The sequence below is a fragment of the uncultured Tateyamaria sp. genome, assembly GCF_947503385.1.
Lineage (GTDB): Bacteria > Pseudomonadota > Alphaproteobacteria > Rhodobacterales > Rhodobacteraceae > Tateyamaria.
Genome location: NZ_CANNDO010000003.1, coordinates 211349 through 235213, shown reverse-complemented (window position 1 = coordinate 235213; position 23865 = coordinate 211349). Strand labels below are relative to the sequence as shown.

21 protein-coding genes are annotated in these 23865 nt (G+C 62.5%); 14 read left to right on the top strand and 7 right to left on the bottom strand.

The annotated features are described in order from the left end of the window. Positions 1-29: 29 nt before the first annotated feature. The 5 genes from Q1A85_RS12225 to Q1A85_RS12205 all read left to right on the top strand — a co-directional run bounded on the left by Q1A85_RS12225 (position 30) and on the right by Q1A85_RS12205 (position 6484). Positions 30-527 (top strand): class I SAM-dependent methyltransferase, encoded by a 498-nt coding sequence (locus Q1A85_RS12225; protein ID WP_299689322.1) that lies wholly within the window; start codon positions 30-32, stop codon positions 525-527. A gap of 122 nt (positions 528-649) precedes the next feature. Beyond that, positions 650-2740 carry a 3-hydroxyacyl-CoA dehydrogenase NAD-binding domain-containing protein gene (locus tag Q1A85_RS12220; protein WP_299689319.1) on the top strand — a complete coding sequence of 697 codons (2091 nt, stop codon included), beginning with the start codon at positions 650-652 and terminating at the stop codon, positions 2738-2740. Between the two features lies 1 nt (position 2741). Next, positions 2742-3941, top strand: coding sequence for an acyl-CoA dehydrogenase family protein (locus Q1A85_RS12215; RefSeq protein ID WP_299689316.1), 1200 nt, complete (start codon positions 2742-2744; stop codon positions 3939-3941). Beyond that, a complete protein-coding gene (locus Q1A85_RS12210) occupies positions 3938-5008 on the top strand; it encodes an acyl-CoA dehydrogenase (protein WP_299689314.1) in 1071 nt (356 codons plus the stop codon). The genes Q1A85_RS12215 and Q1A85_RS12210 overlap by 4 nt, the downstream gene beginning before the upstream one ends. A gap of 3 nt (positions 5009-5011) precedes the next feature. Next, positions 5012-6484 (top strand): AMP-binding protein, encoded by a 1473-nt coding sequence (locus tag Q1A85_RS12205; RefSeq protein WP_299689311.1) that lies wholly within the window; start codon positions 5012-5014, stop codon positions 6482-6484. 23 nt (positions 6485-6507) lie between these two features. Here the strand turns inward: Q1A85_RS12205 and rpe are convergent, their stop codons facing one another. Together rpe and Q1A85_RS12195 are read right to left on the bottom strand one after the other, a co-directional pair. Next, positions 6508-7197: a ribulose-phosphate 3-epimerase gene (gene rpe, locus Q1A85_RS12200; RefSeq protein WP_299689308.1), complete on the bottom strand. Its 690-nt coding sequence runs from the start codon at positions 7195-7197 to the stop codon at positions 6508-6510. A gap of 106 nt (positions 7198-7303) precedes the next feature. After that, positions 7304-8305 (bottom strand): SDR family NAD(P)-dependent oxidoreductase, encoded by a 1002-nt coding sequence (locus tag Q1A85_RS12195; RefSeq protein WP_299689305.1) that lies wholly within the window; start codon positions 8303-8305, stop codon positions 7304-7306. A 169-nt stretch (positions 8306-8474) separates the two neighbouring features. Here Q1A85_RS12195 and Q1A85_RS12190 point away from each other — a divergent pair, with 169 nt between their 5' ends. Then, entirely contained in the window at positions 8475-9401 is a 927-nt protein-coding gene (locus Q1A85_RS12190) for a glucokinase (protein ID WP_299689302.1), read from the top strand. Here Q1A85_RS12190 and Q1A85_RS12185 read toward each other — a convergent pair. The 5 genes from Q1A85_RS12185 to hpaE all read right to left on the bottom strand — a co-directional run bounded on the left by Q1A85_RS12185 (position 9398) and on the right by hpaE (position 15043). Beyond that, positions 9398-10192 carry a 2-oxo-hepta-3-ene-1,7-dioic acid hydratase gene (locus Q1A85_RS12185; RefSeq protein ID WP_299689299.1) on the bottom strand — a complete coding sequence of 265 codons (795 nt, stop codon included), beginning with the start codon at positions 10190-10192 and terminating at the stop codon, positions 9398-9400. The two genes, Q1A85_RS12190 and Q1A85_RS12185, sit on opposite strands and share 4 nt — an antisense overlap. Further along, entirely contained in the window at positions 10182-11033 is an 852-nt protein-coding gene (locus Q1A85_RS12180; protein ID WP_299689296.1) for a fumarylacetoacetate hydrolase family protein, read from the bottom strand. The genes Q1A85_RS12185 and Q1A85_RS12180 overlap by 11 nt, the downstream gene beginning before the upstream one ends. Further along, positions 11030-12427, bottom strand: a complete 1398-nt coding sequence (locus Q1A85_RS12175; protein WP_299689293.1) for a pyridoxal-dependent decarboxylase — start codon at positions 12425-12427, stop codon at positions 11030-11032. The genes Q1A85_RS12180 and Q1A85_RS12175 overlap by 4 nt, the downstream gene beginning before the upstream one ends. Before the next feature lie 18 nt (positions 12428-12445). Then, positions 12446-13426 (bottom strand): 3,4-dihydroxyphenylacetate 2,3-dioxygenase, encoded by a 981-nt coding sequence (gene hpaD / locus Q1A85_RS12170; RefSeq protein ID WP_299689290.1) that lies wholly within the window; start codon positions 13424-13426, stop codon positions 12446-12448. Positions 13427-13531: 105 nt separating this feature from the next. After that, positions 13532-15043: a 5-carboxymethyl-2-hydroxymuconate semialdehyde dehydrogenase gene (hpaE, locus tag Q1A85_RS12165; protein ID WP_299689287.1), complete on the bottom strand. Its 1512-nt coding sequence runs from the start codon at positions 15041-15043 to the stop codon at positions 13532-13534. A 90-nt stretch (positions 15044-15133) separates the two neighbouring features. Between hpaE and Q1A85_RS12160 the strand changes: the two genes are divergently transcribed. Genes Q1A85_RS12160 through Q1A85_RS12125 form a run of 8 tightly spaced genes read left to right on the top strand, consistent with a single transcriptional unit; the run spans position 15134 to position 23740 of the window. Beyond that, entirely contained in the window at positions 15134-15934 is an 801-nt protein-coding gene (locus tag Q1A85_RS12160; RefSeq protein WP_299689284.1) for an IclR family transcriptional regulator, read from the top strand. Then, on the top strand, positions 15931-17292 hold the full coding sequence (locus Q1A85_RS12155) for an aminotransferase class III-fold pyridoxal phosphate-dependent enzyme (protein ID WP_299689281.1): 1362 nt from the start codon (positions 15931-15933) through the stop codon (positions 17290-17292). The genes Q1A85_RS12160 and Q1A85_RS12155 overlap by 4 nt, the downstream gene beginning before the upstream one ends. Positions 17293-17342: 50 nt before the next feature. Then, positions 17343-18029, top strand: a complete 687-nt coding sequence (locus Q1A85_RS12150) for a tripartite tricarboxylate transporter TctB family protein (protein ID WP_299689278.1) — start codon at positions 17343-17345, stop codon at positions 18027-18029. Between the two features lies 1 nt (position 18030). Then, positions 18031-19521: a tripartite tricarboxylate transporter permease gene (locus Q1A85_RS12145; RefSeq protein WP_299689275.1), complete on the top strand. Its 1491-nt coding sequence runs from the start codon at positions 18031-18033 to the stop codon at positions 19519-19521. A gap of 32 nt (positions 19522-19553) precedes the next feature. Then, positions 19554-20486, top strand: a complete 933-nt coding sequence (locus Q1A85_RS12140; protein ID WP_299689272.1) for a tripartite tricarboxylate transporter substrate-binding protein — start codon at positions 19554-19556, stop codon at positions 20484-20486. Positions 20487-20534: 48 nt separating this feature from the next. Further along, entirely contained in the window at positions 20535-21248 is a 714-nt protein-coding gene (locus Q1A85_RS12135) for a gamma-glutamyl-gamma-aminobutyrate hydrolase family protein (protein ID WP_299689269.1), read from the top strand. After that, positions 21245-22465: a cytochrome P450 gene (locus tag Q1A85_RS12130; RefSeq protein ID WP_299689266.1), complete on the top strand. Its 1221-nt coding sequence runs from the start codon at positions 21245-21247 to the stop codon at positions 22463-22465. Before Q1A85_RS12135 ends, Q1A85_RS12130 begins: the two co-directional genes overlap by 4 nt. Positions 22466-22471: 6 nt before the next feature. Then, the gene (locus Q1A85_RS12125; protein ID WP_299689263.1) at positions 22472-23740 is read left to right on the top strand and encodes a glutamine synthetase family protein; all 1269 of its coding nucleotides are present in this window, start codon (positions 22472-22474) and stop codon (positions 23738-23740) included. The last annotated feature ends 125 nt before the right edge of the window (positions 23741-23865 follow it).

Genomic DNA, 23865 nt, shown 5'->3' with positions numbered 1-23865 from the left:
GGGCAAATGCGTAAAGGACTGATGACGACATGACCCAAAGCCGCCTTGATCTGTTCGTGGACCGTATGGTGTCGCAACGTGCCTGCCTTGATCATGCGGCACGTGTGGTAGCCGATCTGCCCGGCCCGATTTACGAGCTGGGTTTGGGCAACGGGCGGACCTATCACCACATGTGCCACATCATGCCAGACCGGGATATCTACGTGTTTGAGCGTGCGGTGGCCTCGCATCCCGACAGCACACCGCCCGATGACAGGGTGCTTTTGGGCGATGTGTTTGACACGCTGCCAGCGGCGCTGGCGCGGTTCGGGCCGACGGCGGCGCTGATCCATGCGGATCTGGGTGGGCACAACGCAGCCAAGAACGATCAATTTGCACAAGACGTGTCGCCCATCATCGCGCCACTTTTGGCGGTGGGCGGGCTGATGGTGTCGTCGGACCGGATGTACTTTGACGATCTGGTCGAACAGCCCCTGCCGGACGGCGCCGTGCCGGGGCGGTGTTTCATCTACCGGCGCGAAACCTGACCAACCTAGCGACCTGTTGCGACCCGACCCTTCGGGGAGGATTTTTTGGGACAGAGACGGGGCGGGCGTGGCTTGCCCTTTGGTGTGATCTCTCTACTCTGACCGCAGCAGGGAGGCGCGCAATGAGTGATGTGATCGGGTATGACCGGGTAGGTGAGATTGCCGTTCTGACGGTGCGCAACCCGCCCGTGAACGCGCTGAGCCAAGCCGTGCGGCAGGGCCTGTGGGACCGAATGGATCAGGCCGAAGCGGATGCCGACGTGCGTGCCATAATGATCGTGGGGGAAGGGCGCGCGTTTTTTGCGGGTGCCGACATCAAGGAGTTTGGCAAACCGCTGAAAGAGCCGTTTCTGCCGGACCTTATTCACCGCATTGAAGCCTCGCCGCTGGTTGTGGTGGCCGCAATGCATGGCGTGTCGCTGGGCGGTGGGCTGGAAGTGGCGTTGGGCTGCCATTACAGGATCGCGGTGCCGCAGGCCCGCGTTGGCCTGCCCGAAGTGCATCTGGGTCTCATCCCCGGTGCGGGCGGCACCCAGCGTTTGCCGCGCCTGACGGGTGTCGAACCTGCCTTGGAGGTCATGACAACCGGGCGCCATGTGGGAGCGGCAGAGGCGCTGTCGCTGGGCATTCTGGACGCAGTGGAAGAGGGCGACCCGCGCGAGATCGGGTTGGCTTTTGTCCAGCGCCTGTTGGCAGAGGGCGCGCCGCGACGTCCGGTGAGCGAGATGGCGCTGCCCCAGCCGATTGACTGGGACTATGCCTTTGACGCGACGCTGGCACGGGGCCGGGGACAGATTTCACCTGCATGGTGCGTTCGCGCGGTCCAGGCGGCTTATGGCGGTTCCTTTGCCCAAGGGATGCAGGCCGAACGCAAGATGTTCATGGACCTGATGGAAACAGACCAGAGGCAAGGCATGATCCATGCGTTCTTTTCCGAACGCGCTGTGTCGAACCTGCCCGAGTTGAAAGGCGTCGCACCGCGTGACATTCAGCACCTTGCCGTCATTGGTGGCGGTACAATGGGCGCGGGGATCGCGACTGCGGCATTGCTGGCCGGATTGCGGGTTCATCTGCTGGAAATGTCGGCAGAGGCAGGCGCTGCGGCCCGTGGCCGGATCGAAGCAAACCTCGCCGGTGCATTGAAGCGCGGCAAGATCACCGCAGAGGCGCATGGCGCAATGCTGGAACAGGCGCTGCGCGTGTTGACCGACTACACGGATTTGTCCGAGGTCGATCTGGTGATCGAGGCCGTTTTTGAGGACATGGACGTCAAAAAACAGGTGTTTGCCCAGCTGGACGCCGTATGCAAACCGGGATGCGTGCTGGCGTCGAACACCTCTTACCTCGACATTGACGTGATCGCGGCCACAACGTCCCGGCCTGCGGACGTTCTGGGCCTGCACTTTTTCTCACCTGCGCATGTGATGAAACTGCTCGAAGTCGTTGTGGGTGAACAGACGGCACCGGATGTTGCCGCAACCGGCTTTGCCTTGGGCAAGCGGTTGGGGAAGATCAGCGTGCGTGCGGGCGTGTGCGATGGGTTCATCGGCAACCGTATTCTGGCCACCTACCGCACCTGTGCGGATCATATGGTCCTCGATGGCGCGTCGCCTTACGACATTGATGCCGCACTGGAGGCGTTTGGCTTTGCCATGGGACCGTTTGCTGTGGCGGACCTGGCCGGGCTCGACATTGGCTGGGCGGTGCGCAAGCGCAAACGCGCCGAAGGGCAGGCGCCCACCCGCGATGCCACCTATGCGGACCGGCTCTGCGAGGACGGACATTTTGGCCAAAAGACGGGCAAAGGATACTATGACTACGCCGCGGGCGCGCGGGCGCCGGTGCCAAACCCGGAGGTCATGCCGATGATCGAGGCGGACCGGGCCCGGCTGGGCATTACGCCACGGCGTTTTGATGCGGATGAGATCGTGCGCCGCTACATGGCAGCGATGGTGAACGAGGCCGCCAAAGTCGTGGGCGAAGGGATCGCGCGGCGCCCGTTGGATGTCGATATGACACTGCTTTTTGGGTACGGGTTTCCGCGCTACCGCGGCGGCCCGCTAAAATGGGCGGATATGGTCGGCCTCGAAGGGCTTTTGGATGACATACGCGGCTATGCCGTTGAAGATGCAGTATTTTGGGCCGCTGCACCCCTGCTGGAACAGCTTGTCGCCGATGGCCGCTGCTTTGATGACTTGAACAAGGAGAGCTGAGATGGACCTGTCCTACACCGCAGATGAAGAGGCGTTCCGCGCCGAAATCCGGGCCTTCTTGGAGGCTGAATTGCCAAGCGAGTTGGCGGAAAAGGTGCGGCTGGGCCGGGACCTGACCAAAGCGGATATGGAAGGCTGGCACGCGATGCTGAACGCGCGTGGTTGGCTGGCGCCAAACTGGCCAAAATCGTTTGGTGGCGCGGAATGGAACGCCGTGCAACGCCACATCTTTGACGAAGAATCCGCCGCAGCCAACGCGCCGCGGGTTGTGCCGTTTGGCCTGTCGATGCTGGGGCCTGTCCTGCAGAAGTTCGGGAACAGCGCACAACAGGAACATTGGCTGCCGCGCATTCTGGACGGCACCGACTGGTGGTGTCAGGGCTATTCGGAGCCGGGTGCCGGTTCCGATCTGGCATCGCTCAAGACGCGCGCCGTGCGCGACGGCGATCACTACATCGTCAACGGGCAAAAGACGTGGACGACCCTTGGCCAGCACGCAAACATGATCTTTTGCCTTGTCCGTACGGACCCGGATGCCAAGCAGCAGGAGGGGATATCCTTTTTGCTGATCGACATGGACACGCCCGGTGTCGAAGTCCGCCCGATCATCCTGCTGGATGGCTCGCACGAGGTGAACGAGGTCTGGTTTACGGATGTCCGCGTGCCTGTTGAGAACCTCGTGGGCGAGGAAAACAAGGGCTGGACCTACGCCAAATACCTGCTCACCCATGAGCGTACCGGCCTTGGCGGCGTCGGCTTTAGTCAGGCGGGGCTGGCGGCCGTCAAACGCATCGCGCGGGCCGAGATGCACAATGGCAAACCGTTGATCGAGAACCCGCATTTCGCAGCGCGTGTGGCCCAGGTGGAAATCGAGATGCGCGCCATGGCGACAACCAATTTGCGCGCGATTTCCAAAGCCGCCGCGGGCGAGGCACCGGGGCTGGAGGCGTCAATGCTCAAGGTCAAGGGCAGCGTTATCCGTCAGGAAATCAACGACTTGGCCCGTCGGGCTGTGGGACCTTACGCCATGCCATTTGCGTCTGAAGCCCTCGAAGGGGCCAATGACTTGGTGCCTGATCCGCAGGATGCCGGGCCGGTGGCGGCGCAGTATTTCAACAATCGCAAACTGTCGATCTTTGGCGGGTCCAATGAAATTCAGCGAGGGATTATCGCCAAGGTCGCCATGGGAGGCGGGCGATGAATTTCGAACTGACAGAAGAACGCCGGATGTTGCAGGACACGCTGCGACGCTATCTGCGGGCAGAGTATTCGACAGAGCGGCGCAATGCGATCCTTGACAGCGCGGCGGGGTATGCGCCGGAAATCTGGTCCGGGCTGGCCGACCTTGGGGTCATTGGGGCGCTGTTTGACGAGGCGCAGGGCGGATTTGGCGGTGCGGGGTTCGACATCGCTGTCGTGTTCGAGGAATTGGGGCGGGCAGGCGTGGTTGAGCCGCTGTTGGACGGCGCGTTGTTGGCGGGACGCGCGCTGGCGCTGGCCGGACGGCAGGACATCGTCGATGGGTTGATCGCAGGTGATGTGCAGTTGGCTTTTGCCCATTACGAACCCGGTGGCCGCTACGATCTTGATTATGTCCAGACAGAGGCGTCCGGTGGTGGGCTGACGGGCCGCAAGGCCGTCGTCATGCACGGCGGAGCGGCGGAACATATTGTAGTGTCAGCACGCGACGGGGATCAGATCGGGCTGTACCTCGTGAACGCTGGCGCGCCCGGGCTGGACGCGCGCGACTATCCGCTGTTGGCCGGGGGACGGGCAGCAGAGGTGATGCTGGACAACACGCCAGCAGAGCCATTGGGTTTGGGACTTGCCGAGATCGAGAGCCTCGTTGCACTGGCCATGGTCGCGCAATGCGCCGAAGCGTTGGGGGCGATGGAAACGGCTGTTGCACTCACGCAGGACTACCTGATGACGCGCAAGCAATTCGGGCGGCCGATCGGCACATTTCAGGCTTTGGCGCACCGGATGGCAGATCTGTTGATCGAGTTGGAGCAGGCGCGATCGGCTGTGATCAACGCGGCGGGTATGCTGGGCACGCGGGACGAAGCGACGACATTGGCTGCGTCCAAAAACCTGATCGGGCGGGTTGGTCGGCAAGTGGCGGAGGAAGCGATCCAGATGCATGGCGGGATCGCCATGACGCAGGAATATGAACTGGCCCATATCGCCAAGCGGATCATCATGGCCGACCACCGCTTTGGCGACACGGACTACCACCTTGAGCGGTTCATCGCCCTGTCGGCGGCCTGATCCTTGGCGCGGGTTGAGGCGTTTCTGACGAAACAGGCCGATCAGCGGCCCGATGCACCTGCGGTCGAGGATGCTGTGTCTGGTGTGCTGAGCTATGGCGCGCTTGCCCACGAAGTGGCCGCGTACGCGGATATGATGCGCGGCGGCGTGGCACCCGGAGAGCGGGTGATGATCCTGTCGGAAAATTGCGCCGGGGCAGTCGCGGCAACATTTGCGGCGTGGCAGTGCGGGGCGACGGTGGTGCCGATCAATGCGCGCCAAACCGCGCGCGAGGTGGACCGCGTGATCGCCCACGCTGACCCCAGACGGGTGTTTTTTACCACACATGTCTCGTCAGAAGCATCCGCCCATGCCGACCGGCTGGGTGCGCAGGCGGGGCGGATGCCTGTCCTGCACCGCAGCCCGCGCAAGGCACCATGCGACAGCGATATCGCGGTGATCCTTTATACCACCGGCACAACGGGCGATCCCAAAGGGGTAATGCTCACCCATGGCAACGTCCGCTTTGGCGCGCAAACCTCGGCGGCGCTGCGGGATATGGTGGCAGAGGATGTCATTCTGGGGGTTCTGCCGATCACCCATGTGTTCGGTCTGTGTTCGGTTCTGGTGGCATCGGTACACAAGGGCGCGTTCATGCGCCTTGCCCCCCGTTTTGATCCCGAGCGGGCGTTGGCGACATTGCGCGACGGGGTCACGCTGTTTTCTGGTGTGCCGCAGATGCACGCCCTGCTGATGGCCCATGCCGCCGCCATGGGAGCCACTGCGCTGGGATCGGACAGCCTGCGTTACGTGTCATCCGGTGCAGCACCGCTTGATCCTGCGTGGAAGCGCGCGGCAGAGGCGTTTTATGGAGTTGCGGTGCAGAACGGCTATGGCATGACCGAAAGCACCGCAGGCATTGCCGCGACCCGACATGCAATTGGCAATCCGGATATGTCTGTGGGACCTGCATTGCCCGGTGTCGACGTGCGGATTGACGAAACGGTTCCCGGCGGCGGGAACGGTCAGGGCGAGGTCCTGACGCGCGGCCCGCATGTGATGCCTGGTTATTTCGACGCGCCCGAGCGGACGGCCGAGGTGCTGGCGTCGGATGGTTGGCTGCGCACCGGCGATCTCGGTCGGTTTGATGATGCGGGGCATCTGCACATCATGGGCCGGTCCAAGGAGTTGATCATTCGCGGCGGCTTTAACGTCTATCCGCCGGAGGTGGAGGCGGTCCTGACGGATCATCCCGACGTTGTGCAATCGGCAGTGATCGGTCGACCGGCAGGCGGAGATGAAGAGGTACTGGCCTTTGTCCAGACACGCGCGGGCGCTGACCTGACCGCCGCGTCATTGGCGGCGTTTGCAGCTGAACGGCTGGCCGGTTACAAGCGGCCCGCGCGCTATGTGTTTGCCGACAGGCTGCCTGCGGCACCTACGGGAAAAGTGTTGAAACACAAGCTGTTGGAGACATTCGCAGCCGCGTTGGCCTAGCGTCCCTCCACGCCCCGATGCACCTAGGCCCAGACACCCTCGGCCGCCGCGCGAATGGCGCGGATGTTTTCGCCGTAAGGGGCGGGGTCCGTCACTGACCCGCCGCGGAACACGGCAGAGCCTGCAACCAGCACATCTGCACCTGCCTTGGACAGGCGTGGCGCGGTTTTGGGGTCCACGCCGCCGTCAATTTCGATATGCACGGGGCGGTCGCCGATCATGCGGCGCAGGTCTGCAACCTTGGCGGTCATGTCGATAAAACTCTGTCCACCAAAGCCGGGGTTCACGGTCATCACACACACCAGATCAACAAGGTCCAGCACATGTTCGACCGCCGCCGCCGGTGTGCCGGGGTTCAGGGCCACACCGGGCCGCATACCGGCAGCACGGATCGCCTGGAGGGTTCGGTGGATGTGCGGCCCCGCCTCAACATGCGCGGTAAGCACGTCGGCACCAGCGTCAGCAAAAGCATTGATGTAAGGATCAACCGGCGCGATCATCAGGTGAACGTCCATCACCCCTTTGATATGAGGACGGATCGCGGCACAGGTCGCGGGGCCAAAGCTGATATTCGGCACAAAATGCCCATCCATCACGTCCACGTGGATCCAGTCGGCCCCCTGCGCTTCGACCGCCGCGCATTCTGCACCGAAATTCGCGAAATCCGCGGCAAGGATCGAGGGGGCGATTTTGATGGATCGGTCAAAAGACATCGTAAGTGCTCCGTGACGGGGTTGGCGCGGGTATAGTCAGCCTGCGGCCCGGTGGAAAGGGGCCCTTCGGGGAGGATTTTTTAGGGACAGAGACGGGCCGGACCCATCACACCTGATAGTAGTCGCGATACCAGCCGACAAAGGCGTCTATCCCCTCTTGGATCGGGGTCGACGGGCGGTTTCCGGTCAGCGTTTCAAGCAGGGTTGCGTCAGCCCACGTGGCAGGCACGTCGCCCGGTTGCATGTCGTGATAGGTCTTGATCGCCGCACGCTCGCAGGCGGTTTCGATGGCGGCGATAAAGTCCATCAGGGGCACCGGCGCGCCATTTCCGATATTGACGATGCGGTGCGGCGCCACGGGCGACAGGCTGTCGCCCGGAACGGGCGCGTCACCCGGAACAGTGTCGATGAGGGCAAGGATGGCGCCGGTCAGATCGTCGATATAGGTGAAGTCGCGGCGCATGTCGCCATGATTGTAGATGTCGATAGGCTCACCGCGCAGGATCGCGCGGGTGAATTTGAAATGCGCCATATCGGGACGGCCCCACGGCCCGTAGACCGTAAAAAACCGGAACATGGTGATCGGCAGGTCATAAAGGTGGGCATAGCTGTGGGCCATGTTCTCTGTCGCCTTTTTGGTGGCGGCATAGAACGACATCTGGTGATCGGCGCGCATATCTTCGCGGTAGGGCATGTCGGTATTGGCACCATATGCCGAGGACGTGGAGGCCAGCAGCATATGCGCGGGCGGTACGGCACGGGCCGCCTCCAGCAACTCGAACGTGCCCATCAGGTTGGCTTCGACATAGCTGCGCGGCGCTTCGATGGAATAGCGGACACCGGCCTGCGCCGCGAGGTGGATCACGGCGTCAAAGCGATGCTGTTCGAACAGGTCCCGGAGCAGGCCGGGTGTTTCGATGCGCCCTTCGATATCTGTGTACCCCGGTGTCTGCCGCAGCATGGCGCGGCGGCGTTCCTTGAGGCCGACCTCGTAATAGTCGGTCATCGCATCCAGACCGACGACCTGCCAGCCTGCATCTATCAGCGCGCGGGCGGTGAAATAGCCGATGAACCCGGCCGATCCTGTGACCAATGCGGTGCGCGTCATGCCTGCCTCTGCGTTGTGGTGATCCGGTTCTGCCCGATGCGCGGGTTTTTGGCCAGTGCCGCGCGCAACAGGGTTAAGTTTGAGCGTGCCCGGTTGACGCGGCGTTGTGCAGCGCCCAAACCCCTTTGGAAAGCCGAATCTTTGCAAATTCAGTCTCGGGGGATGCGTTATGTCTATCGGTGAGGCGATTGGTTTTGTCGCCGATGTGGGCGGCACCAATACGCGATTGGCCTTTGTCGGCCCAGCGGGTGTGCTGACCGACACCATCGCCCGCAAGCGCAATGCGGATTTCGACAGCTTTGAGCATCTGGTGGGCGACTACCTTGGCGACACGCGCGTGGGCGGCCCAATGGTGGTGGCCGTGGCGGGCCCCGTTGGCGGGCGCGAGGCACGGTTGACCAATCGCAACTGGCGGATCAATGCGGATGCGGTGGCGTCACAGTGCGGTGCAACCGAAGTGACATTGATGAATGATCTTGAGGCGCTTGGACAGGCCGTGCCCACCGTGACCGCAGATGCGGTCGAGCCGTTGCACGAAGGTGCAGCGCTGGGTGGCAGCGGGCAGGGGTTGGTGATTGGGCTGGGCACCGGGTTCAACGTGTCGGTCGTTCACATTGCGAGCGGTGCCGCGCTGATTTCCGAACAGGGGCACGCGAGCCTGCCATCAAGCGTCATGGACGTGCTGCGGGAGCATATGCCGGACACCTCGGCCTTTGACAGCATCGAAAACCTGTTTTCGGGCGTTGGTCTGCTGCGGCTCGCCAAAGTGATTGGGGTTGACGTGGACAGCGCCGAGGCGCTGGCCAAATCAGATGACCCGCGCGCGCGCGAGGCACTGGAGACCTGTACAGACGCCTTTGGTCAGATGGTGCGTGAACTGGCCTATGCCTATTTTCCGCGGGCGGGGCTCTATTTTAACGGGTCGCTGGCGCAGTTTCTGTTGGCGCCGGAGCGGCGGGAGCGGGTGCTTGCGCCATTGCGGTCAGAGACCGGTTTTGACGGTCAGTTCGCCCGGATTCCTGCGTTTCTCTTTGTGTCACACACGGTTGCGTTGGGTGGGGCTGCGGCCCGGTTGATGGCGCAGGTGCAACGCTAGGCAAAAGACAGGTCCACGCGGCCAAAGTCACCGAAATCGGCGTGGATGTCCGTGCCGGGAGGGCATTCGATCGGGCGGATGAAACTGCCCGACAGGATGACCTGCCCGGCCTTGATCTGGTCACCATAGAGCGCCATGCGGCGCGCCAGCCACACAACGCTTTCGACCGGGTCTCCTAGGACGCCAGCGCCCAAGCCTGTTTCCTCAACCACGTCTCCGACGGACACGATGGCACCGACCCATGGCAGGTTGTCGGGTGCATTGCGCGACGCCCCCAGCACGATGCCTGCATTGGCGGCATTGTCCGAGATGGTGTCAAAGACTTTGCGCGCCTGACCCGTTTCCGGGTCCCGGCGCAGGATGCGGGTGTCGAGAATTTCGAGCGCGGGGGCAACGTATTTGGTGGCGGCCAGCACGTCGGCCCGTGTTGCGTCCACGCCACCCAGATCCGACTGCATGACAAAGGCGATCTCGGCCTCGATGCGTGGTTCGATGAAATGACCCGTTGGAATGGTCGCACCGCTGTCGAACCGCATCGAGCGGGTCAGCACGCCACTGTCGGGGATGTCGATGTTCAGCGCCATTTGCATGGCCCGGCTGGTAAGGCCGATCTTCCAACCTATGACCGGATCGCCCGTGGCGACCTTGGTGGCGACGACCTGTTTCTGGATGGCATAGGCGTCATCCATGCCGATGTCGGGATAGGCGACGGACAGCAGGCCGATCTGTGTCCGGTCGCGTTCGGCCTGCACCAGTGCTGCGGCGGCGTGGCGGTGGTCTTCAAGTTTCATCCGCCACCCCGTTGCGCAAGGTGCCGATCCCCTCTGCGGTCACTTCGATCACGTCGCCGGGTTTCAGAAATTTCGGCGGATCAAATCGTGCCCCGGCGCCGGTCGGTGTGCCGGTAACGATGATGTCGCCGGGAACCAGCGTGGTAAAGGTCGAGATATAGGCGATCTGGCGGCGGATCGGGAACAACATCCGCGAGGTGCGATCATCCTGCCTGAGTTCGCCGTTCACACGGGTGGTCAGCCGGATGTCGTCAAGCTGCGCAGGCGCGGTAAAAGGGACGATCCATGGGCCGATGGCCCCCGAACGGTCCCAGTTCTTGCCTTGGGTGACGTTGAATTTCGCGTGCCGCACCCAGTCTCGGATTGTGCCTTCGTTGCAGAGGGTGAGCGCTGCGATGTGATCATAGGCATCAGCCTCGGCAATGCGCCGCCCGCCCTTGCCGATGACAATGGCAATCTCCCCTTCATAGTCCAGTTTCTCACTTTCCGGCGGGCGGATCAGAGGGTGGTCCGCTCCGGTGAAACTGCGCGGAAAGCGGGGAAACAGCGACATATTGGGGGGGGCGTCTTGTCCGTCTTTATATTCTGCATTGCGGTCGGGAAAGTTGACGCCAACGCAGATAATCTTTTCCGGGTTGGGCACGGGGATCGTATAGGTGACGTCGCTGTGCGTGGCCGCGCGGCCATGGGCGGCACGGGCGAGATCGTGCAGCCCATCGGCTGCGACCACGTCGCGCAGTGTGGGCCACTGCGGATGGTTGGGCGACAGCGGGATCATGCCACCGTCTGTGACAGCGCCATAATATGTGTCTCCGCCGGTCGTGTATGTGGCGAATTTCATGCGCGCCTCGCAATCTCGGTGATGGTGTCAAAGGCCACGTCGAAATCGCGTTCTTCGCAATCGAACTGTCCTGCCTGAAAGCGGATGACCTTGCGCCCATCGACCATACCTTGGGTCAGGTAGATGCGGCCATCGTCGTTGATGGCATCGACGAGGGTCTGGGTGGCCTCATCGCTGGCGCTCTTCGGCCGGAAGGTCCAGAGCGACAGGATCGGTTCGGTCACGATCTCGAACCCGTCCTCGGCCCGTAGGCGCTCGCACAACGCTTGGGACCATGACACATGGTTGCGGATACGGTTGCGCAGCCCCTCCATCCCGTAGTGGCGCATCAGGAACCACAATTTGAGCGCGCGGAACCGACGGCCCAGCGGAGTGGACCATTCGGAGTAGTCGATGATGTCATGAGTGCCGTGCGTCTTGAGGTATTCGGGCCGGATGGCAAGGGTCTGCCGCAGCACGTCCGGGTCGCGCAGGAAATGCGCAGCGCAGTCGAATTGCGCACCGAGCCATTTGTGCGGGTTGAACACGATGCTGTCGAACCGTTCCGCCCCGGTCCAAAGTGTGCGAAATTCCGGGCAGATCATCGCCGACCCCGCCCATGCGGCGTCGAGATGGGTGTAAAGCCCGTGTTCTTCGGCCACGGCGGCAACGCTTTCGAGATCGTCGCAGGCCCCCATGCCGGTTGCCCCGGTGGCAGCGATGATCCCGGCGGGCACGCGCCCGGCCAGCTTGTCTTCGGCAATCGCGGCCTCGAGGTCCATCGGATCCATATGGCGCAGATCGCCCGTTGTGCGGATTTTGACCAGATTGTTCTGCCCGATGCCTGCCACCCAGATCGCGCGGTCGATGGAGCTGTGAACCTGATCCGAGCAATAGATGCGCAATTGCGGTTGGCCATGCAGCCCGTCGATATTGCCGCGGAAGTTCAACGCGCGCTCGCGCATGGTGAGAACAGCGGCAAGGGTTGCCGATGATGCGCTGTCCTGAATCACGCCCTGAAAGCCGCGGGGCAGGCCAAGGCCCTGCCGCAGCCAGTCAAGCATCCGCGTCTCCATCTCAGTTGCCGCCGGAGAGGTCTGCCACAGCATACATTGCGGCGCGATGATCGCTGCGATGAATTCGGCCAGAACGGATGCGGGGGCGGCATTCGAGTTGAAATAGGCAAAAAAGCGGGGATGCTGCCAGTGGGTGATGCCGGGCATCACGACCCGTTCGAAATCAGCCATGATCCTGTCGAGGCCGGTGCCTGTCTCGGGTGGGCTGGTGTCCAGCAGGGCGGCGATATCACCGGGTTTGGTCTGGGCGCGGACTGGCTGATCACGAATTGTCTTGCGATAATCGGCCCCCCAGTCGGCAGCGGCCTTGGCGTAGTGGGCGAAGTCGTCCCAGCTCATCATCTTATCCTTTTGCGGTCAGGGTGCCACGATGGGCTGTGCCTTGAGAAGGGGGTCAGAGGTGGGCACGGCATCAAAATTGCTGCCCTGCTCGAACCAGCTGCGCGGGGCGGGTGCCCCCCACAGCGTCTGGCGCTGCGGGTCCTTGAGGTCCCATTTGATCGGTTCGTGATCCGGATCGACGGTCTGGTAGTCGGAACAGTAGATCTCGATCCGGTGGCCGTCCGGGTCGCGAATGTAGAGGAAGAAAGCATTGGAAATGCCGTGCCGTCCGGGGCCGCGTTCGATGTTCTCGCGGTAGCCTGTCGTGCTCATCAGGTCGAGCAGGTCGATGATATTGAGCGGCGTTGGCACCCAGAAGGCGCTGTGATGCAGGCGGGGGCCGATGCCGTTGGTAAAGGCCACATCGTGCACGCCGCCCTTACGGTGCATCCACGCGGCCCAGCATTTTCCCGTCTCGGCGTCTTCGGTATATTCGGTCGTCCGGAAGCCCATCCGTGAATAAAACGCGACTGCGCTGTCGACGTCTGGTGAAAACAGGTTGAAATGGTCGATCCGGAGCGGTCTGACGCCCCGGTAGAGCGCGTAGTTTTGGGTGATGTTTGGCAGGCGTTCCATCTCGACGTAGAATTCGAGCGGGACCCCCCACGGATCTGTGGTTTGCAGGACGCGCCCCATGAAAGGGCGTTCGATCCATGATGTTGGGCGCCCTTGGGCCTTGAACCATGCTTCGGCCTTGTCGAGGTCGGGGTGGTCGTAGAGCTTGAAGCCAAGACGGGCGACGTTCGCTTGGGTCGCTTGGGTGAGGATCATACAGTGGTGGCCGCGTTCCTCCATCGCACGCAGATAGATCGTTTGTGCGTCCTCGTGGGTGACTTGCAGGCCCAGCGTGTCCACGTAAAAGCCACGGGCGGCGGCCAGATCGGTGACACGGTATTCCACATGGCTCAGGCGCACGATGTTGAACGGCGGGTAAAGCTCGGGCGGGGGGACGGGCATGGCTGTTCCTAAAAGGGGCGGCTTTGCCGCACGCGATTCATTTTGTCTGATGAGGGGCTGTCTGCCCCTCAAACACCCCGATGGTATTTCTGGTCAGAAGAAGCGTCATGCGCCCAAGCGGGGGATGTTTGGGTCACCGGTGGCGATGCCGATATGCTTTTGCTCCATGTAAAATTCGAAGGACCAGTCGCCGCCGTCGCGGCCAATCCCGCTGGCTTTCATGCCGCCAAACGGTGTGGGCAGGTGGCGGACATTGGCGGAGTTGACCCATATCATACCAGCCTCGAGCCGGTCGGTGAAGCGCATGGCGCGGGTGACATCTGCCGTCCACACATAGCCGGTGAGGCCGTAGGCGGTGTCGTTGGCGATCCGGAGCGCCTCGTCTTCTGTCTCGAAGCGGATGGAGGTCAGCACGGGGCCAAAAATTTCGTCTTGCGCAATGTTCATATCATTCGTTGCGTTGGTGAAAAGCGTTGGCGCCACGAATTGGCCTATGTCGCCCACGCGCGTGCCGCCTGCGGCGATTGTGGCGCCCTCGGCCTGTGCGGTGGCAAAGCTGGCCTCGACTTTCTCGCGGTGGACCGCGTGGATCAGGGGGCCCAGTTCGGTTGCGGGATCGAGCGGGTGGCCCACCTTGATCGCCGCGGCGCGCGCGGCCAGTTTTGTCTCGAAGTCGTCGGCGACCGTGTCTTGGATCAGCAGGCGCGAGGACGATGTGCAACGCTCGCCGTTGAGCGAATAGATCATGAAGATTGCCGCATCGAGGGCGCTGTCCAGATCGGCATCGTCAAAGACCACCACCGGGTTCTTGCCGCCCAGTTCGAAGTGCACACGTTTCAGCGTCGGAGCGCCCTGCGCCATGATGGCGGAGCCGGTTCTGGATTCGCCGACAAAGGCGATGGCGCGGATATCTGGATGTTCGGTGAGCGCGCGGCCTGCCTCCTCACCCATGCCATTGACGAGGTTCCAGACCCCGGGAGGCAGGCCCGCGTCTTCGGCAATTTCCATCAGGATACGCGCAGTCCACGGACTGAATTCGGCGGGTTTGTGCACCACTGTGCAACCGGCAGCGAGGGCCGGGGCAATTTTCCAGGTGGACAGCATGAACGGCGTGTTCCACGGGGTGATTACACCCACAGGGCCAATGGGCACGCGGGTGGTGACGTTCATCAGCGTGGGCGACGGCAGGGCCTGACCGTCACGGGCGGCAGGCGCGCGGTCTGCAAAAAAGCGGAAGTTGGCCGCGCCGCGCAATGCCGCCTTTGACATAAAGCGGAGCGCCTGTCCGGTGTCCCAGCATTCGCAGAGCGCGATGTCTTCGGCGCGCGCCTCAATGCCGTCGGCGATGGCGTGCAGGATACGCTTGCGTTCGGTCGGCGCGATATCGCGCCATGCCGGAAAGGCGGCCTTGGCCGCCGTGGCGGCGGCATCGACGTCGCGCGCATCGCTGCGCGCAACGCGGGCGATCAGGCTGTCATCAACCGGTGAGTTTGTGTCGAACCACGCACCGTTTGCTGCGGGCTGTGCCATCCCGCCAATGTGGTTGAGAATGCCCGTGTCGGCCACCTTGGCGAGATGTGGCGCAAGTTTGGCGATGTTGTCCTGAAGTGCTGACATTCCATGCAATCCTCTGGCGTGGTTCAAATAATGAACCGATAGACGCAAAAATATATTGCAAGGGCGTTTTTCCTGCGTCAAGCTGAATTCATGTCAACGATTTCCAAAGCGCTTGGCCTGTTGGATCTGTTCAGCGAAGCCCATCCCCGTCTCGGGTTGACGGATGTTCAGCGCATGACCGGGCGGGACAAGGCGACGGTGCATCGCCATCTGACCGCCCTCGAAGAGATCGGATTTCTGGAGCAGGATGCGGGCACACGGGCTTACCGCCTTGGGCCTGCGATCACGCGGCTTGCGGGGATGCGCGCGCGCACGGTTGCCGAAGTGGAGATGGTGCGCAGCGTGATCGACGCGCTAAGCCGTGATGCAGGGGAGTTGGTGCATATCAGCCGCCTGCAGGGTTTTGACCTTGTCGATGTCTATCACGCGGAGCTTCACGATCACCCGGTAAGGGTGAGCTTTGACGCCTACGGCCTGCCGCCGCTTTTTGCGACCGCGTCGGGCAAGGCGTATCTGGCCTTTTCCACATCTGGCCTGCTGGACATGGCGCTGGCCGATCCGCGCACCGTGCAGGAGGGGGCCGCGCGCCCCGACCCCCATGCCGTTGCAGCCGAGCTGTCCCAGATTGCCAAACGCGGCTATGCCAGCAACCGCGACACGTTGCGGATCGGCGTATCATCCGTTGCGATCCCGGTGTTTGATGCAAGCGCGCGGGCCTTTGCGACCTGTTCCATCGCCTATCCGACAAGCCGTGGCGGCGCGCGGCGCGCGGCGGACCTGGCCGCGCTTCTGATGTCGCGCGGGCGCGACATAACCGAGGCGATGGGTGGGGCCGTACCACCTGATGTGCAGACGATCTGGACACCCGAAGCCGAAAGGGCCGCGTCATGAAAGACAGCAATTTCCTCAAGGAAAACAATGCCCGCCAGTTCTGGCACCCGATGGCGCATCCGGCAGACAGCATGGCCAACCCGCCGACGATCCTGACCGGAGGCGAGGGGGTATACATCACGGATGTGGACGGGCACCGCAGCATCGATGCAGTGGGGGGGCTGTGGAACGTGAACCTTGGCTATTCCTGCCAGCCGGTCAAGGACGCCATTGCCGCGCAGTTGGAGGCGTTGCCCTATTACTCGACCTTCCGCGGCACGTCGAACGACAAGGCAATCGAACTGGCCTACCTGCTCGCCGAATTCTTTGGGCCGGATGGCATGGCGCGCAGCTTTTTCACCTCTGGCGGGTCAGACAGTATCGAGATCGCGCTAAAGCTCGCCCGCCAGTTCCACCGGATAAGGGGTGAAGGCACGCGGACCAAGTTCATCAGCCTCGACAAGGGCTATCACGGGACCCATTTCGGCGGCGCATCGGTCAACGGCAATGCCAAGTTTCGCAATACGTATGAACCGTTGATGCCGGGCTGTTTTCATATTCCGGGACCGTACCTTTACCGCAATCCTTTCGGCGCGACAGACGCAGCAGAGCTGGCGCGGTTGAGCGCGGGGATGCTGGAGCGCGAGATTGCCTTTCAGGGGGCCAACACGATTGCCGCCTTTGTGATGGAGCCGGTGCAAGGTGCGGGCGGGGTGATCCCGCCGCATCCCAGTTTTATGCCGATGGTGCGCGATATTTGCGACAAGCATGGTGTGTTGCTGATTGCGGATGAGGTGATCACCGCCTTTGGCCGTGCGGGAACGGAAACGGGGTCGCGCCACTGGGCTGTGCAGCCGGATTTGATGTGCACCGCCAAGGCGATCACAAATGGCTATTTCCCCTTTGGAGCCGTGATGATCTCCGACCGCGTCGCGGCGGTGTTCGAGGATGACGAGACCGGCGTGGGATCGGTCGATCAGGGCTATACCTATTCGGGTCACCCGGTCGGGGCTGCGGCGGCTGTTGCGGCCCTCGAAGAAACGATGCGCATCCGCCCTTGGGAAAACGCAGCCGCCCGTGGGCCGGAACTCAAAACCGGGTTGGAGGCATTGGCACACCGCTATGACATGATTGGTGACGTGCGCGGCGAAGGGCTGATGTGTGCCATCGAACTGGTCCGCGACCGCGCGACCAAAACGCCGGTGGGCAAGGCCCTGCCTTTGGCCTTTCAAAAGGCAGCCTACGAAGACGGGGTGATGATCCGGGTGTCGGGGAACAACGCCATCTTTTCGCCGCCGCTGGTGGTGGATGCAGGCCATGTGCAGAAAATCCTGTCTGCGACGGAAACGGGCCTCAAGGCCATGGAAGAGGCCGCTTGAAGAGCGGCACGACCTCTGTTGCGCTGAAAAGCGCATGTTCAGAGCGCGCCATGCGCTCTGCAACCGGGACACGTGGATTTGTCAGCACGTGCCCGCCGGATGCAAAGATCAACGTACAGGATGTCACCGATTTTCGCCGGGGCCGGGGGGATTTGGTGTTCTCGCTGGTGATGGTCGCGATTGCCCTGTTCTTCTTGGTGTTTTTCTTTTCCCAGACCGGGTGGGAGGACCGAAAACTGCCCGCCAATATGGCGCGTTACTGGATGGACCAGTTTGGCATCACCTCGCCCGAGGAACGCCCGGCACGGCTGGGCCGCATCCTGAAACAAAGTTGGATTGCACCGCTGGCCTGCCTGACCTTGCTGGTGCCTGCGGCGCTGTGGAACCTTTATGGCGCGGTGCGGGCCTACCGCTGGCGCGCGCGGTTCCAACTGCCCAACGGCATGGCGCATGAGCTGACGCAGTGGGTCTGTGCACTGGAATTTGTGGCGTGGTTTGTCGTCTATACGCTGCTGGTGCCGGTGCTGGGGTATCTGATGTCGACCCTGCTGCTCGGCACGGGATTGCCGTGGCGGCTGGGTTATCGGGGGGCGCGGTGGATGGGCATCTGTCTGGCGACCAGCCTCGCGATTGTGCTGGTGTTTCGCACTGGCCTGCAAATCCGAACGCCGGTGAACATCTGGCTCTATGATCAACTCCCGCAAGGCCTGAGCACTTTCCTGAAGGTGTGGTTCTGAGATGGAGGCGCTGTGGCAGGGCATCGACAACCTCGCCGCGTGGCCCGTCCTTGTCGCCATCCTGATCGGGTCGGTCGGCGGGCTTGCCATCGGGGCCGTGCCGGGGATCGGTCCGGCCATTGCCATTGCGATCCTGTTGCCCGCGACGGTGTTTCTGGACGATCTGGTCAGCCTTGTTCTGCTGTTGGGTGTCTATGGCTCAAGCATGTATGGCGGCGCAATCCCGGCGATCCTGATCAACACGCCGGGCACGCCCGTGAACGCGCTGACCACCTATGACGGATACGCCATGACCCGGCGGGGCGAGGCCGCGCGCGGGTTGGCGCTGGCCTATTCGGCATCCTTTTTTGGCGGGTGTTTTTCGATCCTGCTGGGACTGTCGGCGCTGATCCTCTTTGGTCCTTACCTGCGGGATTTGGGCGCGCTGTTTGGGCAGCGCGATATCTTTATGGCTGCCGCTCTGGGGGCTGTGCTGCTGATCGCGGCGCACCGGCGCAACATGGGGATTGCCGCGCTGCTCTTTGCCTTTGGGATGCTGATTGCCATGATCGGGCGGCAATCGCTGAAACAGATCGACCGGTATACGTTTGGCATCGACTACTTCTATGCGGGGTTCAACCTGATCGTTGTTATCGTCGGACTCTTTGCCATTTCGCAGGCGCTGTTTTTGTTGACCGGCAAAGACGCAGACCCGCCCGAGGCGCGGCTGCGCGGCGGCCTTCTGCGCGGTTTTGGTGAGTTAAAGAAACATCCGCTCGTTGTGACGATCAGCGCAGGTTACGGCACCATAATGGGCATCATCCCGGGTGTGGGTGAGTTTGTGGCGCAGTTCTTCAGCTATTCGACCGCCCGCGCGCTGTCCAAGGAACCGGGCAAGTTCGGGCGCGGTGCGCCGGATGGCCTGATCGCGTCCGAGGCCAGCAACAACGCTGTGCCCGCCGCCGCCATGGTGCCGCTGCTGGCGCTGGGTGTGCCGGGCGAGGCGCTGACCGCCATGATGATGGTCGTATTCTTTGACGCGGGGATCAAACCGGGGCCAGATATCTTTGAAAACAATGCGGATTTCCTGTTTTCGCTGTTTATCGCGCTGCTGATCATCAACGTATTGGTTGTCGTGACGCTCCTCGCTTCTACGAAGCTCCTCGCCCGGATCATCTATGTGCCCAACCGGCTGCTTGGGGCGTTCATTCTGATCCTTGCTTTTGTCGGCGTGTTCTCGATCCGCAATTCCTTCACCGATTGCATGTTTGCCGCCGGGTTCGGCTTTCTCGGCTATATCCTGCGCCGTCTCGACTGGCCGCTTGTGCCGATCGTGCTGGGCCTCGTGCTGGGGTCGATCATGATCGACAAGCTCACCGCCGGGGCGAGCCAGATCAAGACGGTCTTTGACCTCGTCAACCGGCCTGTGTCGGGCACGTTGTTCATCGTGATCCTTTGCGTTCTCGTCTTCACTTTCGTCACCGCCCTGCGACAGCGCAGGTTCGAACATTGAAAACCAAAAGCAAAACAACAGGGAGACAAACCATGAAAAAGCTTTTGACATCCGCGGCCTTTGCCTTGGCCGCGCTGGCCAGTCCTGCGCTGGCCGAATACCCGACCGGTCCCGTTCAGTTCATCGTGCCATGGCCTCCGGGTGATTTTGAGGACATCCTGACGCGCATGATTGCCGCCGACATGGCCGAGGCGACGGGCCAGCCCGCCAGTGTCGTGAACCGCCCCGGTGGCGGTGACGGGCCATTCCCCGGCGCGCTCGAAGTGCTCGAAGCGCCCAATGATGGCTCTGTCATCGGCTCATTTGTCATCGGCGTGCCAGTGGTCGGTCCCAAGATCGACATCGGTATCGAAGAAGACAGTTTCGTGCCCGTGGGCATCTTTCTGACCTATCCGTTTGTGTTGGCCGCCGCTGGCGATGCGCCCTATTCCAACATGGCGGAACTGGCGGATTACGCGAAAGAAAACGACGTTGTGCTGGGCCATTTTGGCGCAGGCCTGACGCCCACGGCTGTGTCCATGGCGGCGGCGGCCAAGATGGGATTTGAATTTGCGGATGACAGCGCCTTTGACCTTCTGGATTGCAACACGTTGTCCTCGGGCGACGCGGATGTGATCAACACCACACTGGCACTGATCGAACCCTGTTTGAGCGAACTCAACGTGCTGGGCAATATTGGCGCCGATCCCATCGCCAAGCTCGATGGGGTGGAGACCATCGCCGCGCAGTCCGGTGTCAACGATGTGGAACTGTGGAACGGTCTGTTCGTGACCAAGGGCACGCCGCAGGAGGTGATCGACACCATCGCGGCGGTGGCTCAGAAAACGATGGCGTCGGAGGCCGCACAACAGCTGATGGCCGAAACGGGTGCTGCTGTCTATTGGCAGGGTCAGGACGAAGCGCAGGCGCGCATCGAAGCGGACCGCGCCAAATCGGCTGAGATCAACAAGATCCTGGGCCGCTGAACCATTGGGGGGCGTCAGTGCGCCCCCCTTTTTGCCAACGGGGTGAACATGGCACGTCTGAAACTGGGACTTTTGCAGGTGAACCACGACCGGTCGGTCGAGGTGGGTGATGCGTTCCCGGATGACAGCCACCGGTTCCGCGATCTGTTTGACGCGCAGGATCAACGGTTCAACTACCGGGTCTATATGACCATCGGGGGCGAGGTGCCGCGCGATCTGGACGAACAGGACGCGTATCTGATCACCGGCTCACCGTTGAGCGTGCTGGACGATCTGGCGTTTTTGCCAGCACTCTATGGTTTTATCCGCGCGTGTGACGCGGCCCGCAAACCGCTCTTGGGGGCCTGTTTCGGGCATCAGGCGATTGCTGTGGCCCTCGGGGGCCGGGTGGAACGGCAGGCGTGGAACATCGGGATCGACCATCTGCGGATCGACACGGGCTTGCCGTGGATGACGCCTGCGGCGCGTGCGCTGGACCTCTATCAATTTCACCATGACGCGGTGACGGGCCTGCCTGACGGATGCACGCGCTACGTCCAGTCCGACGCCTGCGCGATAGCCGGGTTTGCCAAGGGACATCACATTTTTACAACGCAGGCGCATCCCGAATTCACCGACCCATTCATGCGCTGCGTTCTGGATGCGACACGCCCGCATCTGAGCCCGGAGGACGTGGCGCGGGCCGAATCCACGCTGACGCGCACCGCTCGGGGCGATGTTTTTGCCGATTGGGCCACACGGTTTTTCGGAGGCACGCCATGAAGAACCTCGCCGATCATGACAGCTTTGTGGATGGCGTCCCGCATGACACATTCGCGCAGATGCGCGCGGACGCGCCGGTGCATTGGACCGCGGCGCATGGCGGCGACAAGGGCTTTTGGTCGCTCACCCGCTATGCCGATATTATGGCGGCGCAGCGCGATGCGGCCCTGTTTTCCAGCGCGCGCGGCATCCGGATCGAGGATCAGAGCCATGCGGAATACATGGCCCGTCGCACCTTTCAGGAAACCGATCCGCCCGAACACACAGCCACCCGCCGCACCGTGAACCCCGCCTTTGCCAAACCGGTTGTGGCGCGGTTTGCGCCGCTCATTCAAGACCTTGCGCGAGATATCGTCGGCGCGGCGCTGGAATACAGCGCATTTGACGGGGTGGAGCATATCGCCAAACGTCTGCCGATGCTGATGCTGGGTCGCATTCTGGGTGTGCCGGACGACGACCTCGATTGGTTGGTGGAGCGGGGCGACGCGCTGATCGGCAACACGGATCCCGATTTCACCGACACCGTTCTGGACAAGGTCGACACCGACGCCTACCGGATGATGCCCTTTCGGTCGCCTGCGGGCGTTGAATTGTATGACTACGCCGACGCGATCCTGAACGGTACGCGCGGGGTGGACCCGGACGGCATTCTGGCGCGTGTGCTGAACAGCCCCGAGGGTCGGATGGAGGGGCAGGACTTCAAGAACTTCTTTTGCCTGCTGGTGGCGGCGGGCAATGACACGACGCGTTATTCGATTGCCATGGCGCTGTGGCTGATCGCGCAGGACAACGGGCTATTGCAGCGGATGCAGGCAGGTGACGTCTGGGGTACGGCTGCGGATGAGATCATCAGGCTTGCCTCACCCACCTTGCATTTTCGCCGCACCGCCACGCGGGATGTGGAGATGCACGGTCAAACGATCCGGGCGGGGGACAAGGTGCTGATGTGGTTCGTGTCCGGCAACCGTGATGCCGCAGCGTTTGATGCGCCGGAGACCGTAATGCTGGACCGCAGTCCCAACCGCCATATGGCCTTTGGTCAGGGCGGGCCGCATGTCTGTCTGGGCATGTGGCTGGCCAAGCTCGAGGTGACAGCGGTGTTGCAGGAACTGTCATCGCGGCTCAGCGGTCTTGAGGCGGTGTCGGCCCCCACCTGGACCCGTTCGAATTTCATTTGCGGGGTCAAATCCCTGACCCTGCGCCCCAAGCTGAAGTGACTGATTATGACGACCCGCACGCGCGCCCTTTTCTGTGATCTGTTGAACCTGCCCCGGGGCAAATACGTGCCGTCGGATGTTGCGGCGGGGGGCAGGATCGGGTTTGCGCGCGGCGTGTTCGGCACGACCTTTGACCGGGACCTGATCCCGGTGCCCGGTGCGGGCGTGTTTGATGGCATCCCGGATATGGAGCTTGTGTTGGATGACGCGCGCCGACCGGACTGGAAGGAGGGGACGGAAATTGCGCTTGGCACGCTGCACGCTGATGGCGCGGTTATGCCGCTGTGCGCGCGCGGGCGTCTTCAGGCGACAGTGGCGGCGTGGCAGGCGCGGGGGCTCGCGCCGAAGGTCGGTCTGGAGTTGGAGGCCTATGTGTTTGAGCAGGACGAGGCCGGGGTCTGGCGGCCCTATGACACACCCGGCGCCTTTGTGTACGGGACCGGACCCCAGAACGATCCGCGCGGTCTGATGGATGCCATCTGGCGCATGGCAGAGGCTGTGGAACTGCCCGTGGAATCGATGAACGGAGAATATGACAACGGGCAGTTTGAACTGACCCTGCGGTTTGGCGATGCCATGACAGCCTGTGATAATGCATTTCTTTTCAAGACGATGGCACGGGACGTGGCCGCGGGCATGGGCTTGTTGCTGACGTTCCTGCCCAAACCCATCCCCGAAAGGGGTGGGTCAGGACTGCACGTGAATTTCAGCTTTGAAGACGGGCAGGGGGCCAATGTGATCGCGCCGGATGGCGTGTTGTCGGATGTGGCCCAAGGGGCGATGGCCGGGCTGATCCACCATCACGAGGGATTGGCGGGCCTGCTGGCGACCACCGTGAACAGCTATGACCGGTTGGGCCCTGCGTCGATGGCCGGGTATTGGGCCAATTGGGCCGATGATCACCGGCTGGTCACCACGCGGTCCTGCGTGGCTGCGCCCCGGTCGGCGCGGCTGGAGCATCGGATGGCGGATCCGGCGACAAATCCGTATCTGGCGGTCACAGCCGTTTTGCAGGCGGCTTTGCTCGGGGTGACGGAAGGCTACACGCTGGCACCCGCCGAGGATCTGGACGGGCTTGAGACTGTGCGGGCCACACGGCACGTGCCGTCGGCGTTGGACAAGGCGCTGGACGCGCTGGACGCGGACAAGCCGCTGCGGATGGCGGTGGGGGAGGGGATGTGCGACGCGCTGATCTTTCTCAAGCAGGATGAATGGAAACGGCTCAAGGACAAGTCCGTGGATGAGGTGCGGGACTACTACCTGCCGTTCGTATGAGAGGCCGGTAGACCACAGACCGCACGCACCGCCAAAACGGCGCGCGCGGTGATCCAAAGGACGCTGCGCGACGACATTATTCAGGGGGCTCTGCCCCCCGCGCGTGCCGCGCGTCCCCCGTGGTA